The following is a 13,769-nucleotide window of genomic DNA, read 5'->3' on the forward strand; positions in this document are numbered from 1 at the left end:
CCGATGGTACTCCGGTCGTGAGACCGCGGGAGAGTAGGCCGATGCCGGCACCTTGGGAAGCCCCCGTCACCGATCCCTCAGGATCCCGGTGGCGGGGGCTTCTGTGTACCACTACCCTTCACGCTCAGGCTACATTCCCCCAATTCCGAGTTCATGACACGGGCTGGTATCGTTACGGTCGCCGGTTTCCCCAACGCCGGCAAATCCACCCTGCTTAACCGACTCGTCGGTGAGAAGCTCGCGATCACCTCGAGCAAAGCACAGAGTACCCGTCACCGCATACTCGGCTTGCGGACGGAGAATGACACGCAAATGGTCATTCTCGATACACCAGGGCTGCTCGAACCCAGAGATACACTGCACAGCGCGATGCGAAACGCCGCCCTCGCCGCCGTGCGCGACGCCGATGTCTTGGTTCACGTCGTCGACGCCACCGCGACCATTCCCAGCGATTTCGCCACGGCTGCCGGTCTGGAGCGCGCGCCCCGCGCCAAGCTCCTCCTCGCGCTCAACAAGATCGACTTGATCGACGAGCCGAGGAAGTTTGCGCTGCTCGAACATTATCCGGATGCCGTGCTGTTGTCCGCACACACTGGTGATGGCATGGATCGCCTGGTCGACGCGATAACGCAGATGCTTCCTGAGAGTCCTCTCCTCTATCCCGCCGACGAACTCTCGACCCAGCCCGTCAAGTTCTTCTGCGCAGAGTTCGTCCGTGAAACGGCACTCGAACAACTCGGCGATGAATTGCCGCACGCGATCGCCTGTGAAATTGAGGAGTTTCGCGAAGGATCGACGCCGCTGTACATTCGGGCGGTCCTGCACGTCGAACGCGACAGCCAGAAACGGATTGTGATCGGAGCCAACGGACAGCAGATCAAGAAGCTTGGTCGCGTAGCGCGAGAGAAAATCGAGCGCTTCGTGGGGCAACCCGTGTATCTCGATCTCTGGGTGAAAGTGCTCCCCAACTGGCGCCGCAATCGGAATGCGGTGCTGCGCTTGGGATACGGCGACCCGAACGAAAAGACGTGACGCACGGACGGTCGTGGCTTGGACGGTGCGTTCGTGCCGCCGTCGTGATCGCGCTCAGTGTCAGCACGGCGACGATCGCGCGCGCACAGAATGGTGGGCTCTTCCTACTGGTCCCGTTCGGAGCACATGCCGTCGCCCAAGGCGAGGCTGTCGTGGCCGATTCCACCTTGGGCACCGAAGCCATGTGGTGGAATGCTGCCGCCCTCGCGCGCATCGGGAAGAAGGAATTGGCCGTGCACCATTCGCAAACCCTGATCGCCACCAGCGACATGCTCACGTTCGCGATCCCATCACGCGTGCTAGGAACGGTGGCGGCGTCGGCGTATCTGGTGAACTATGGCGATCAGGCGGCCACCGACCCGGTCAACGGTTCGGAGATTGGCACGATCACCAATCGCAATTATCAACTCGCGCTGTCTTACGCGACGCCCGTTGGGAAGCGTCTCAGCGCGGGCGTAACGTATAAGTTCATCATGCTGCGCTTCCAGTGCACCGGCATCTGCGGAAACGTCCCCGTTATCTCGGGCTCAACGAGCGCTCTGGATCTCGGCGTGCAGTACGTGCTGCCCACGACGCTGCCGATTACCATCGGATCCTCCGTGCGCAATCTCGGTCCCGCATTGCAAGTGAAGGATGCCGAACAGGCGGATCCGCTTCCTCGCATCATTCAAATCGGTGGCATGGCACGCCTGCCGGTGTCGTCGCTCGCCGCCGCAGGTGCGTCGCTTGATGTGACGCTCGATGTGCAGAGCGCCCCGGCTTTGAATGGCGCGGCTGGTGGGCTTGGTGTCATCTTGGGGTATCGGGAGGTCGCGTTCCTGAGGGGTGGCTACAAGCTCCAACCCGGTGACGCCAAGGGCCCGTCAATTGGCTTCGGCTTCCAGCGCGGGGGCTTTGCGCTGGATTTGTCTCGCCGGTTCGACGCCGCCTCGGCGCAGCTCGGTGAACCGCCAACCTACGTCTCACTTCGGGCACGCTTTTGATGCGGCGCGGACGGCTCTCGATAGCGAGCGCTCTGCTCACCATGCTGGCGGCGGCGTCGGCGCTGGCCCAAGGCGGAATGCCCGTGGCGCTTCGCACCACGACAGCCGTGGCCACAGCGACCGCGCAGCACGACCAGCCGGTGGAATTCGCCCGTGCATCGAGCAGCGTGACCACTCGTGCATCCGGAAGCGCGTCAAGCCCGTCACGCGACCAGCGCGCGCCGTGGTGGGCGCCGGTGATTTCAGGGGTCGTGCCCGGCTCCGGCCAGTTCATGATGGGACAGCAGCGCGGCGTCGGATATCTGGTGGCCGAGGGCTACCTCCTGCTGCAACAGGTACGTGCCCGACGCGATGCAAATCGGGATCGCGACGCGTATCGCGCATTGGCGTTCAACGTGGCGCGACAGCCGTTCGGTGGGGAGCGTCCCCGTGGCAGTTGGGACTATTACGAATCGATGGAGAAGTTCCTCGAGAGCGGAGCGTTCGATCGTGATCCCGGTGGTGCCGTCGATCCAGAAACTGACGAAACGACCTACAACGGCGCGCGCTGGTTGCTGGCACGCGAGACGTACTGGGTGAACGCTGATGTTGCGCCAGCGCGTTCGAGCCCAGAGTATCAACGTGCGCTTGCTTTTTACCAGTCACGCGCCGTGCCGACCGCGTACCAGTGGAGCTGGCGCGACGCGCAGCTCGAGAAGGATGTATACGGTCAGACGATTGCGAGCGCCAACCGTAGCGTGCAGCGAGCGGTCAACTACGTCGGACTGGTCGGCGCCAACCACTTGGTGAGCCTGATCGACGCCTACGTGAGTGTGCGCGTGCGACGCTTTGGTGGGGCCGGCGTGAGCGTCGACGGCATTCACACGCTGGTCGAACTGGTGGGCGACCCTCGCGAGGGCAGGCGGCAGGTGCGCGCAGCCATTCGTCTGGTCCCAACGCCGCACTAGCCGCTCAGAGCGGCGCACCGCCCTGATTTTTCGTTTTGCGACAGTAGATGTGATGGTCGACACATCGTGCCGATCACTGGCAGGTGATCGTCTGCTGTTCGGCGGGTTGCCACCCTCCTGTTCGCTCCCGGGGCCGTGGCTGGCCGCGTTTCAGTCAGCTCCCGTGATGGCATCCGATCCTGGTATTTGGGTGCTACCGGCCCTCTTCACTCCCGATCCACGCTTCGACGATGAGCACTCCGGGCTTCAACGAACACGTCGCGGTTCATCTGACCCTCGGTCAGGACGAACCGTCGTGGTTGACAGCGTGGTGGGAATCGACGCGGATCCCGCGGCAGCAGACGCTCGATCCTGACGGCGTATGCCCACAAGCGATGAAATCGCGTCCCCGACTCATTCTCATCGATGCGCGTGGCGATGCCGACTGGGAAGCACGCGCCGTCGGCACGTGCCGGCGCCTCAAGCGCGACGCGTACACCGCGATCGTGCCGGTGCTCGTGATCGTGCCGGCCGAGCGCCTCGCCGACGCCTTTGACGCGGGGGCGGACGAGGTCCTTCGTGCGGATGTCAGCGATCAGGAAGCTATCGCCCGGCTGTCCGCGATGCTGCGACGGAGCGATCGCGACACGGATGTGCATCCATCCACTCGTTTGCCCGGTACGCGAGAGATCGCGGCGGAGTTGGCCCGGCGCGTCGCGACCGGCGAAAAGTTCGCGGCATGTTACGCCGACCTCGACCACTTCAAGGAGTTCAACGACCGCTACGGGTATCATCACGGCGATCAGGTGATTCGGCTGCTCGCCAGGATTCTCCACGACGTTGTCACGGGATTATGCGTCGAAGAGGGCTTCGTTGGGCACATTGGGGGCGACGACTTCCTGTACACCATCCCCTTGGCGGCCGTCCCCCGGGTTTGCGACGAAGTCATCCGAGTATTCGATGAACTGATTCCGTGGCAGTATTCCGAGCAGGACCGTCGTGTGGGATATTTCTTCGGCAAGGATCGGCGCGGACAGTTGCATCGCGTTCCGCTGATGACGCTGTCCGTCGGCGTCGTCACCAATCAGCGCCGGCATTTCACACGGGGCATCGAGGTCAGCGAGTTGGCGACGGAAATGAAGAGTTACGCGAAGACACTATCGGGCTCCGTGTGGGCGGTTGATCGTCGCCGGGACGACCCGGCGGCACCGGCGTCGGCGGGCGCGTCGATCGATGCGCTTCGGGCACGTCAGGGCATTCGCAGTGCAGGGGGAGCGTGATGACGGTTTCGTGTCCGGACTGCAAGTCAGTGTTTCGCGTCGACCCGGCGAAGGTGCCGGCCACAGGCGTACGTGCGCGGTGCTCGGTGTGCGGTGGTGTGATTGCCATCGGTGGCGGGTCCCTGCCGGTTTCGGTGACGCCCTCGTCCTCCGCGGCGGCGGTGGCGCCGTTCGGTTCTGGTCAGTCGCGCGCCACCCCGGTTTCCAGCGCGCCGTCCACCGCGACGCGGCCATCGTCGGCGAGTGTCATGACACCACCGGCGCTTTCCGCCGTGTCGTCGCCGGCGTACCAGACGGCGGCCGCATCGACGGCCGTGACGGCGCCGTCAGTGCCCCCGATATCGTCGGCCGCAACGGCGACACCCACCGCCGGCAAGCGCCCGATCAATCCGTTTCTGCGCGCCGATCCGGCGCAGCGCGCCCGACGCCTCGCGCGAGCGCTCGTCTCCGATCTGGTGGCGTATCACCCCCAGAAGCGGGATGAGGGTCTTCGCGATGGCACGCTGCGCCAGCTCTTCCGCGAGGAGATCAAGAAGAGCTACGAGGAGTACGTCGAGCAGGTTGGGCGGGATGTCGCCGAGCACTCGCCGTACTTTCAGGAAGCGCTGAACGACATTCTTGCGGGTGGTCGTCGCCTGTTCTGATTCTGCCGCTGGAAGCCGGTGCGGTCTCCAGGTACCTTCCCTGTCACTCGAATGCTGGTAACAGCTGGTGACACTACGGGCCGCTCTCCTGCGCGGAGGGCGGCTCGCGTCGTACGTGGAGGCACGGCATGCAGGACGGGGAACGCCTGAAGGTTTTGACACGATCGGAAGAGCGGCTGGTGGACATGCGGAGGTATCTTTGACGTCGACGTCAAGCGCTCGACGCTGAACGCGTATGAGAATGAGATGTCCGACGGAGCCTTCTGGAACGATCAGGAGCACGCCAGGGACATCGTGCAACAGGTCAAGGTGCTCAAGGGGTGGATTGAGCCGATCGACTCGCTGAGTGCGCGTATCGAATCCTCGCGCGAGATCGACGAACTACTCGCGCTCGAGCCGGACAGCGCGATGTCGAAGGATCTCGATACCGAGACCGAGCGTATCGTCGAAGAGCTCGACGCGTTCGAGCTGAAGTCGCTGCTCCGCGGACGCGATGACTTCCGTGATGCGCAGATAGAAATCAGCGCCGGCGCCGGCGGGACCGAGGCGCAGGATTGGGCCGAGATGATCATGCGCATGTACACACGGTGGGCGGAGCGCAAGGGGTTCGAGCTCGAGATGCTCGACCTCAGCGAGGGCGAAGAGGCGGGCATCAAGGGCGCCGTCATCGAGATCAAGGGGCAGTATGCCTATGGCTTCCTGCGTCCTGAATCAGGTGTGCACCGTCTCGTGCGTATTTCGCCATTCGACTCGCAGGCTCGACGCCATACCAGCTTCGCGTCGGTATTCGTGTATCCGGTGGTGAACGAAGAAATCAACATCGAGATTCGCGACGAGGATCTGCGCATCGATGTGTACCGCGCGTCCGGCGCGGGCGGTCAGCACGTCAACAAGACCTCGTCCGCCGTGCGCATAACGCACATGCCCACGGGTCTCGTGTGCGCGTCGCAGGCTGAGCGTTCGCAGTTCAAGAACAAGGCGACCGCGATGAAGCAGCTCAAGAACAAGCTGTATCAGCGCGAGTCTGACAAGCTGGCCGCCGCCAAGGCCCTCCTCGATGCCGACAAGCAGGACGTGTCCTTCGGCAGCCAGATCCGCAGCTACGTCTTTCAACCGTACACGATGGTCAACGATCACCGCACCGAGCTCAAGATCGCCGACGTCCAGAAGGTCATGGACGGGGGAATCGATCCGTTTATTCAGGCGTACTTGAAGCAGGAGAGCGAACAGCAGGCGGAGGGTCGCCCGCTGTGAGCGAGGATCTGAACTTTCTGATGAAGGCGCGTCGTGACAAGCTCGACACGCTGCGGGCGGCCGGCATTGAACCGTTCGCATACTCGTTTGATCGGTCGCACACTGCCACGGAGGCGGTCGCCGCACTGGGCACGTCCGACGCAGGCCCCGACGTCACGGTGGCTGGTCGTCTCACGTCGTGGCGGAGTCAGGGCAAGACGGCCTTCGCGCATCTCGCTGACATGGACGGACGGGTGCAGCTGTACTTCCGTCGCGACGAAGTGGGCGAGGCGACATGGGCCCTACTTAACGCGTGGGACCTCGGCGATTGGGTTGGGGTAGGCGGCGCAATGATGCGCACGAAGACTGGCGAAGCGACGGTCAAGGTCAGAGAGGCCACGCTCCTCTCCAAGTCGCTCCGGCCCCTGCCGTTCGGCAAGGAGCAGCTGGTCGATGGACAGATGGTGCGCTACTCGGGCTTCTCGGACACCGAACAACGCGCGCGTCAACGATACGCGGATCTTGCCGTGCATCCGGAAGTACGCGCGCTGTTCCGTGCGCGCTCGGTGCTGACACGCAGCATCCGGTCGCACTTAGATGGGTTGAACTATCTCGAAGTGGAAACGCCCGTGTTGCAGCCGCTGTATGGCGGCGCCTCGGCGCGTCCGTTCATCACGCACCACAACACGCTCGACATGCCGCTCTATCTGCGCATCGCGGACGAGCTGTATCTCAAGCGCTTGATCGTGGGCGGATTCGAACGCGTGTACGAGATCGGGCACGACTTCCGCAACGAGGGTATCGACCGGACGCACAATCCGGAGTTCACGATGCTCGAGTTCTACGAGGCGTTCGCCGACTACAGCACGATGATGGCGCGCGTCGAGACGCTGATGGTCGCGGCGGCCGATGCGATTCGCTCGATCCCGATCGTGGGCGAAAAAGTGCCGGTACTGGTAACGCCGTTTCCGCGCGTCGAATGGGTGCCCTCGCTGTCACAAGCGGTCGGCATCGATGTGATGGCGGCGGACGATGCCACGCTGCGACAGGCGGCCGAGCGCATCGGGGTGCCGAAGGTCGCCACGCTGAGCAGACCCAAAGTGCTCGATGAGATGTTTCAGGAGCTCGTGGAGTCCAAGATCGAGACGCCGACGTTTGTGGTGGACTACCCGATCGAACTGTCGCCGCTGGCGAAGCCCAAGCGTGGAGGGCCCGCCGGTCTTACCGAGCGCTTCGAGCTGTTCGCGCGTGGCAAGGAACTGGCGAACGCGTTCTCCGAGTTGAACGATCCGATCGATCAGCGTGAGCGCTTTGAGGCGCAGGCGCGACTCCGTGATGCGGGTGACGACGAAGCGTCCGGGGTGGACGACGATTATCTGCGTGCCATGGAGTACGGCATGCCACCTACCGGTGGTGTCGGTATCGGAATTGATCGTCTGTTCATGTATCTCACGGACACGCAGAACATCCGCGACGTGATTCTGTTCCCCACCATGCGCCCCGAGTAGCCACGACGTGACCCGCCTCGAGTTGTCGATCGCATGGCGTTATCTGCGGAGTCGCCGTGGATCGCGCGTGCTGTCGCTGATCAGTGTCATCGCCATCGGCGGCGTACTGGTCGGCGTCAGCGCGCTCATCGTCATCATGGGGGTCATGAACGGACTGCAGCGCGACCTGCGCGAAAAGATTCTGGTGGGCAGTCCCGACGTCCACGTGTTGCCGTACGGCGATGGGATGCGGATGACCAACTGGCGTGAGACGCGCGAGGCGGTTGCGGCGACGCCGGGCGTGGTGCGGGCGGCCCCGTTCGTGAGTACGCAGGGATTGGTCAGGAATCTGTCCAGCTACATGACCGGCACACAGGTGATGGGCATTGAGGCCGCGGGAGTGCCGGGAGCGGACGTCACCACGATCCGCTCGCACGCGATCCTCGGTGACTTCAGTTTCAAGCGGAGTGGCATATCACTGCCGGGCGCGGTGCTTGGCAAGCTGTTGGCCTCCAAGCTGAATGCGTTTCCGGGCGATACGATTGTGCTCGTCGGGGCGGCGGGGCTCGACATGAATGCCTCCACGGGAGCACTCGTTCCTCGCCTCGACAGCGCGGTGGTCTCGGGCGTTTTCGAAACAGGGATGTACGAGTATGACAACGCCTATCTGTATCTCGAACTGTCCGCGGCACAGCGCTTCGCCGGACTCGGCGACGACGTGACCGGCATCGAAGTGCGCGCCGTCGACCGGTGGCAAGCACCGTCGGTGGCCGATTCGCTCCGCGCGACCCTGAAGGCCCCGGTGCGCGCGATCGATTGGCAAGAGCAGAACCGCTCGCTGTTTCAGGCACTCAAGCTCGAGCGCCTTGGCATGGGTGTAATCCTTTTGCTCATCGTCGTCGTGGCGGCCTTCAACATCGTGAGTACGCTCACGATGGTAGTCTCCGACAAGACCCGTGAAATCGGCATCCTCCGGGCGATGGGGATGCCGGCGAAGTCGATTCGTCGGATCTTTCTGTATCAGGGAATCGTTGTAGGTGCAGTGGGCACGGGTGGTGGAGTGGCGATCGGGTTGTTCCTGTCACTGCTACTCGAGAAGTACCAACTCATTTCGCTGGACCCGTCGGTGTACTTCATCGATCATCTGCCGGTGGCCATCCAGATTCCTGATGTGTTGCTGATCATCGTTTCGAGTCTCGTGATCACGGCGCTCGCTACGCTGTATCCTGCGGCGCAGGCGGCACGGCTGTACCCGGTGGACGCGATTCGCCATGAGTGATCTGATTTCGGCGGAGTCCGCCAGCGCCGACAGCGCGATGTCCGACCAACCACCGGTTGTTCATGCGGTGGGGCTCGTCAAGGAATTTCTCGGTGGGGATGGCGGCGTAATCCGAATTCTCGACGAGGTTTCTCTCACGGTGAAACGCGGCGAGATGGTGGCCGTGGTGGGGGCGAGCGGGGCGGGGAAAAGCACCCTGCTGCACGTGCTCGGTGCATTGGAGCGGCCGTCGGCTGGTCGCATCGAACTCGCTGGGCAGAGCGTGGGGGGTCTTGACGACGAGTCGGTTGCCAAGCTCAGGAACCGCGCGGTCGGGTTCGTGTTTCAATTTCATCATCTGCTGCGCGAGTTTTCTGCGCTTGAGAACGTGATGATGCCGTTGCGCATTGCGGGGGTCGCCGACGGCGTCGCCCGGCAGCGGGCCGAGCATTTGTTGGAACGGGTAGGACTCACGGCGCGGCGTCATCACCGGCCGGGGGCGATGTCGGGTGGCGAGCAGCAGCGCACCGCCGTGGCGCGCGCGTTGGCCGCCGAGCCCGCGCTCCTGCTGGCCGATGAGCCCAGTGGCAATCTCGATCTGCACAATGCGGAGCGACTTCATGATCTCTTCTCGGAACTCGCACGTGATCTCTCGTTGGGTCTGGTCGTCGTGACCCACAATCAGTCGCTGGCTGCCCGGGCCGATCGGGCGCTCTTGTTGGAAGGAGGACGGTTGGTGGTGACGAACGGTCTCGGAACGGAGGGCTGATGATCTGCGATAACTGCCAAGAGCACGACGCCGTCGTTCATCTGACCCGCATTGTGGACAACGCCGTCACGCAGCTCCATCTCTGTGAGAAGTGCGCAGCGGCAAAGGGCGTGGAGACCACAGTCGCCGTCACGCAGCACCCGCTCGGAGACATTTTGCAGGCCGTGCAGCAACAGGCGTCCACGACCAGTGAAGACGCTGCTACGTGCTCGTTCTGCGGGGCCACGGCGCGTGATTTCCGGGCCACGGGGCGCCTGGGTTGTCCGCACTGCTATGACGCGATGGAGAAGAGCCTCCGCGAGCTCTTGCGTCGATTGCACGGCAGTTCGCGGCATGTAGGCGAGCGGTACGATGCACCGGTCACCCATGTCGCGACGCCAAAGCCTGACTCGATTCACGATCTGCGGGATCGCCTCCAGCGGGCGGTGGACACCGAGCAGTTCGAACTGGCCGCGGAGCTGCGCGACCGCATCAAGGTGATCGAATGACTCCCCCACGCCCGGCCTTGGACCTGTCGCTGCTGCCCGACGGCGGAGTTCGGTGGCTAGACGCGTCCGGTCCGAACGCGGACGTCGTCATCTCGACCCGGATGCGACTGGCCCGCAACGTCTCGGGATACGCTTTCACCGGCCGCGCCCGCGACGGCGAGCGGCTGCGGATGCTGGCCCAGGTCCGCGACTCGCTTGGCGCCGTACCGTCGTTGAGTGGCAGCTTGTTGGTTCGGCTCGAGGAGCTGGCGACGGTCGACCGGCAGTTGCTTCACGAGCGCCATCTGGTCAGCAAGGAGCTCGCGGGACTCGATCCGCAGCATCCCATCCGGTCGGGAGCTGCCGTATTTCTGGGTGAATCAGTAGGCTTGCTCGTGAACGAGGAAGACCATCTCCGGCTCCAGTCACTCCGGTCCGGTTTTGCCGTTCCGCAGGCGTTCGAGTCCGTGCATCGTCTGGATCGCGAGCTTGGCTCACAGGTGCCGTACGCGTTTCATCGCGAGTTCGGCTTCCTGACGGCCTGTCCCACGAACGCCGGCACGGGGCTTCGCGCCTCGGTCCTGATTCACCTGCCGGGGCTGGTGCTCACCAAGGAAATCGGTAAAGTGCTGGCCGGGTTGCAGCAGATGGGGCTCACGTATCGCGGGCTCTACGGCGAGGGGAGTGAGGTCGTAGGGAATTTCTTCCAGCTCTCGAATCAGACGACGCTCGGACGATCGGAGGACGAGCTGCAGGACCTGCTGGTTCGCGTCGTTCGGCACGTGATCGAACGCGAAGAGGAGGCGCGTCGTGTCCTCGTCCGTGACGCTGGCTATATTATCGAGGACAAGTTGTGGCGCGCGTACGGGACGCTGCGGTATGCCCGCAGTCTGACCTTCGACGAAGCCATGAACTACCTGAGTGGAGTACGGCTGGCGGTGGGCCTGAAACTGATCACTGGGCTTAGTGTATACACGCTCAACAAGCTTCTGATCTTTGCCCAGTCGGCGCATCTCGCTCATCTCGAGCAGCGTGTGTTGACGGAAAGCGAGACTAATCTGGCGCGCGCCAAATACGTGCGGCACGTATTGGTGAGCGAAGGCAGCGGCGTCGAATGATCCGCTTCCCTACGACCCTGAGGGGACGATGAACGGCTACAACTTCACCGAGCGGGTGCGAAAGGTTCTCGCGATGGCACGCGAGGAAGCGGCACGCCTGCACCACGAGTATGTGGGCACCGAGCATATCCTGCTCGGCCTGATCCGCGAGGGGGAGGGCGTTGCGGCGGCGGTGCTGCAAAACCTCAACGTGGATCTCGACGACGTCACCCAAAAGATCGAGGACACGGTCAAGAAGGGGAAAGCGGCCCAGGCCACCGGACCTGATCTGCCGTATACTTCTCGTGCGAAAAAGGTGCTCGAGCTCGCGATGGCGGAAGCCCGCGATCTCAATCACAGCTACGTCGGCACCGAACATCTGCTGCTGGGCCTCCTTCGTGAAGAGAAGGGGATTGCCGCGCAGGTGCTAACCGACGCAGGCGTCAATCTCGAAGCGGCGCGAGCGGAAACGCTCCGTTTGCTCGGCACGGAAATGCCGCAGGGTGGACAGGCGCCGCAGGCCGAGAAGGCTGGGAGCATCCCGCCGACGGCTGCGCCAGCCAAGGGCGACAAGAAGTCGAAGACGCCGGCCCTCGATCATTTCTGTCGCGACCTGACGCAGCTTGCTGCCGAAGGCCAGCTCGATCCGACCATCGGACGCGCGAAGGAAATCGAGCGCGTGATGGAGGTGCTTACACGGCGTAAAAAGAACAACCCGGTGCTGATCGGTGAACCTGGTGTGGGCAAGACAGCGATCGTGGAAGGACTCGCGCAGTTGATCGCCAACGGCGACTGTCCGGATTCGCTCCGTGACAACCGCGTGCTTTCGCTCGATATGGCGGCCGTCATTGCCGGTACGAAATACCGCGGTCAGTTCGAGGAGCGCCTCAAGGCGGTCATGAACGAGATCGCGCAGAACAAGCAAGTCATTCTGTTCATCGACGAGTTGCATACGCTCGTCGGCGCTGGCGCGGCGGAAGGCGCCATCGACGCCAGCAACATGCTCAAGCCCGCACTCGCGCGCGGCGAACTGCAGTGCGTTGGTGCGTCCACGCTGAACGAGTATCGCAAGTACATCGAAAAGGATGGAGCCCTCGAGCGTCGATTCCAGACGGTCGTCGTCGAGCCGCCCTCGATCGATGAGACCGTGCAGATCCTGCAGGGGTTGCGCAAGAAGTACGAGGACCATCACCGTGTGAATATCCCCGACGAGACATTGGTCGCGGCGGCGAAGCTGTCGGAGCGGTACATCACCGACCGTTTCCTGCCGGATAAGGCGATCGACGTGATCGACGAGGCGGGCGCTCGCGCACGTCTGGCGGCGCAGGTGCCGCCGGCCGAGGTGGCTGAGCTCAAGGAGCAGCTCGAAGCGATCAACGCCGACAAGGAAGCGGCGGTGCGCGATCAAAACTTCGAGCGGGCGGCGTCGTTGCGGGACAACGAGCGTGATCTGCAGGCGCAGATCCGCCGCAAACAAGAGGACTGGGAACAGCGGCGTCAGTCGCATCGACCCACGCTCGGCGAGGAAGAGATCGCCTTCATCGTGAGCCGTTGGACGGGCATCCCCGTCACGCGGCTGCAGGAAGCCGAGACGGCGCGTCTGCTCCGAATGGAAGACGAGCTACATGAGTCGGTGGTTGGTCAGGACGAGGCCATCAAGGCGCTTGCCCGCTCAATCCGCCGAAGCCGCGCCGGCTTGAAGGATCCGCGTCGACCGATCGGCTCGTTCATCTTCTCGGGGCCCACCGGCGTCGGTAAAACCGAGCTCGCGCGGTCGCTGGCCAAGTTCCTGTTTGCCGACACCTCGGCCCTCATTCGCGTCGACATGAGCGAGTACATGGAGAAGTTCTCGGTGTCGAGGCTCATCGGTGCGCCGCCGGGGTACGTGGGCTACGAAGACTCCGGCACGCTCACGAAGGCCGTGCGGCGCAAGCCATACTCGGTGGTCCTGTTGGACGAAATCGAAAAGGCGCACCCGGACGTGTTCAACATCCTGCTGCAGGTGCTCGATGAGGGTCATCTCACCGACAACTACGGCCGGGTGATCGACTTCAAGAACACGGTCGTGATCATGACGTCGAACGTGGGCGCGAAAGACATCACGCGCGGTAAGTCCTTGGGCTTCGCCGGCAACGATGCGCGCGGGGATTTCGAGCGCATTTCGGAGAAGGTGAAGGAGGAGATGGGGCGCGTCTTCAACCCCGAGTTCCTCAATCGTCTCGACGAGGTGATCGTGTTCCACCCGCTCGGAAAAGAGCATATCTCCAAGATCGTGTCGATCCTGTTCGCCGACGTGCAGAAGCGTCTGGCCGAGGAGGAGATCACGATCAAGCTCACCGACGCGGCGACGGAGTTCCTGGTCGACCACGGGCACGACGAGCACTACGGCGCTCGACCGCTCAAGCGGGCGATTCAGCGATATATCGAGGATCCGCTGTCCGAGAAGATTCTGCTGGGCGAGTTCTCGAAGGGGGATGAGATCGAAGTGGCGGTCTCCACCACCGAGAAGGAGAAACTGGAGTTCCGCGTCCTGTCCCCTACGCCTCAGGCGTAACGCAGGATCAGCGGCGGGGGCGGGCCCGCGGGGGCGCGC

General features: G+C 63.3%; 12 protein-coding genes. All 12 read left to right on the top strand.

Features of this window, described 5'->3' with window-relative positions; genetic code table 11:
* Nucleotides 1-153: 153 nt before the first annotated feature.
* The 12 genes from era to ACLL97_RS17730 all read left to right on the top strand — a co-directional run bounded on the left by era (nucleotide 154) and on the right by ACLL97_RS17730 (nucleotide 13,730).
* The gene (era, locus tag ACLL97_RS17675; RefSeq protein ID WP_411281801.1) at nucleotides 154-1,032 is read left to right on the top strand and encodes a GTPase Era; all 879 of its coding nucleotides are present in this window, start codon (nucleotides 154-156) and stop codon (nucleotides 1,030-1,032) included.
* A complete protein-coding gene (locus ACLL97_RS17680) occupies nucleotides 1,029-2,015 on the top strand; it encodes a PorV/PorQ family protein (protein ID WP_411281802.1) in 987 nt (328 codons plus the stop codon). Before era ends, ACLL97_RS17680 begins: the two co-directional genes overlap by 4 nt.
* Nucleotides 2,015-2,962 (top strand): hypothetical protein, encoded by a 948-nt coding sequence (locus tag ACLL97_RS17685; RefSeq protein WP_411281803.1) that lies wholly within the window; start codon nucleotides 2,015-2,017, stop codon nucleotides 2,960-2,962. The genes ACLL97_RS17680 and ACLL97_RS17685 overlap by 1 nt, the downstream gene beginning before the upstream one ends.
* 230 nt (nucleotides 2,963-3,192) lie before the next feature.
* Nucleotides 3,193-4,221 (top strand): GGDEF domain-containing protein, encoded by a 1,029-nt coding sequence (locus tag ACLL97_RS17690; RefSeq protein WP_411281804.1) that lies wholly within the window; start codon nucleotides 3,193-3,195, stop codon nucleotides 4,219-4,221.
* Nucleotides 4,221-4,865 (top strand): zinc-ribbon domain-containing protein, encoded by a 645-nt coding sequence (locus tag ACLL97_RS17695; protein ID WP_411281812.1) that lies wholly within the window; start codon nucleotides 4,221-4,223, stop codon nucleotides 4,863-4,865. Before ACLL97_RS17690 ends, ACLL97_RS17695 begins: the two co-directional genes overlap by 1 nt.
* A gap of 128 nt (nucleotides 4,866-4,993) precedes the next feature.
* Nucleotides 4,994-6,119 (top strand): peptide chain release factor 2 gene (prfB, locus tag ACLL97_RS17700; RefSeq protein ID WP_411281805.1). Its coding sequence is split into 2 segments (ribosomal slippage): nucleotides 4,994-5,065 and nucleotides 5,067-6,119, totalling 1,125 coding nucleotides; the frame shifts between segments, so codons are not numbered across the junction.
* 20 nt (nucleotides 6,120-6,139) lie between these two features.
* Nucleotides 6,140-7,606 (top strand): lysine--tRNA ligase, encoded by a 1,467-nt coding sequence (gene lysS / locus ACLL97_RS17705; RefSeq protein ID WP_411281806.1) that lies wholly within the window; start codon nucleotides 6,140-6,142, stop codon nucleotides 7,604-7,606.
* A gap of 7 nt (nucleotides 7,607-7,613) precedes the next feature.
* Entirely contained in the window at nucleotides 7,614-8,864 is a 1,251-nt protein-coding gene (locus tag ACLL97_RS17710; RefSeq protein ID WP_411281807.1) for an FtsX-like permease family protein, read from the top strand.
* Nucleotides 8,857-9,612 carry an ABC transporter ATP-binding protein gene (locus tag ACLL97_RS17715; protein ID WP_411281808.1) on the top strand — a complete coding sequence of 252 codons (756 nt, stop codon included), beginning with the start codon at nucleotides 8,857-8,859 and terminating at the stop codon, nucleotides 9,610-9,612. The genes ACLL97_RS17710 and ACLL97_RS17715 overlap by 8 nt, the downstream gene beginning before the upstream one ends.
* Nucleotides 9,612-10,100: a UvrB/UvrC motif-containing protein gene (locus ACLL97_RS17720; RefSeq protein ID WP_411281809.1), complete on the top strand. Its 489-nt coding sequence runs from the start codon at nucleotides 9,612-9,614 to the stop codon at nucleotides 10,098-10,100. The genes ACLL97_RS17715 and ACLL97_RS17720 overlap by 1 nt, the downstream gene beginning before the upstream one ends.
* Nucleotides 10,097-11,197, top strand: a complete 1,101-nt coding sequence (locus tag ACLL97_RS17725) for an ATP--guanido phosphotransferase (protein WP_411281810.1) — start codon at nucleotides 10,097-10,099, stop codon at nucleotides 11,195-11,197. Before ACLL97_RS17720 ends, ACLL97_RS17725 begins: the two co-directional genes overlap by 4 nt.
* A gap of 28 nt (nucleotides 11,198-11,225) precedes the next feature.
* Nucleotides 11,226-13,730 (top strand): ATP-dependent Clp protease ATP-binding subunit, encoded by a 2,505-nt coding sequence (locus ACLL97_RS17730; protein ID WP_411281811.1) that lies wholly within the window; start codon nucleotides 11,226-11,228, stop codon nucleotides 13,728-13,730.
* Nucleotides 13,731-13,769 lie beyond the last annotated feature (39 nt).

The organism is Gemmatimonas sp. (assembly GCF_046594945.1).
Taxonomy (GTDB): Bacteria; Gemmatimonadota; Gemmatimonadetes; order Gemmatimonadales; family Gemmatimonadaceae; genus Gemmatimonas.

Coding starts and splice junctions, on each gene's coding strand:
- era (WP_411281801.1), top strand. CDS start 154: ATGACACGGGCTGGTATCGTTACGGTCGCCGGTTTCCCCAACGCCGGC.
- ACLL97_RS17685 (WP_411281803.1), top strand. CDS start 2,015: ATGCGGCGCGGACGGCTCTCGATAGCGAGCGCTCTGCTCACCATGCTG.
- ACLL97_RS17690 (WP_411281804.1), top strand. CDS start 3,193: ATGAGCACTCCGGGCTTCAACGAACACGTCGCGGTTCATCTGACCCTC.
- ACLL97_RS17695 (WP_411281812.1), top strand. CDS start 4,221: ATGACGGTTTCGTGTCCGGACTGCAAGTCAGTGTTTCGCGTCGACCCG.
- lysS (WP_411281806.1), top strand. CDS start 6,140: ATGAAGGCGCGTCGTGACAAGCTCGACACGCTGCGGGCGGCCGGCATT.
- ACLL97_RS17715 (WP_411281808.1), top strand. CDS start 8,857: ATGAGTGATCTGATTTCGGCGGAGTCCGCCAGCGCCGACAGCGCGATG.
- ACLL97_RS17720 (WP_411281809.1), top strand. CDS start 9,612: ATGATCTGCGATAACTGCCAAGAGCACGACGCCGTCGTTCATCTGACC.
- ACLL97_RS17725 (WP_411281810.1), top strand. CDS start 10,097: ATGACTCCCCCACGCCCGGCCTTGGACCTGTCGCTGCTGCCCGACGGC.
- ACLL97_RS17730 (WP_411281811.1), top strand. CDS start 11,226: ATGAACGGCTACAACTTCACCGAGCGGGTGCGAAAGGTTCTCGCGATG.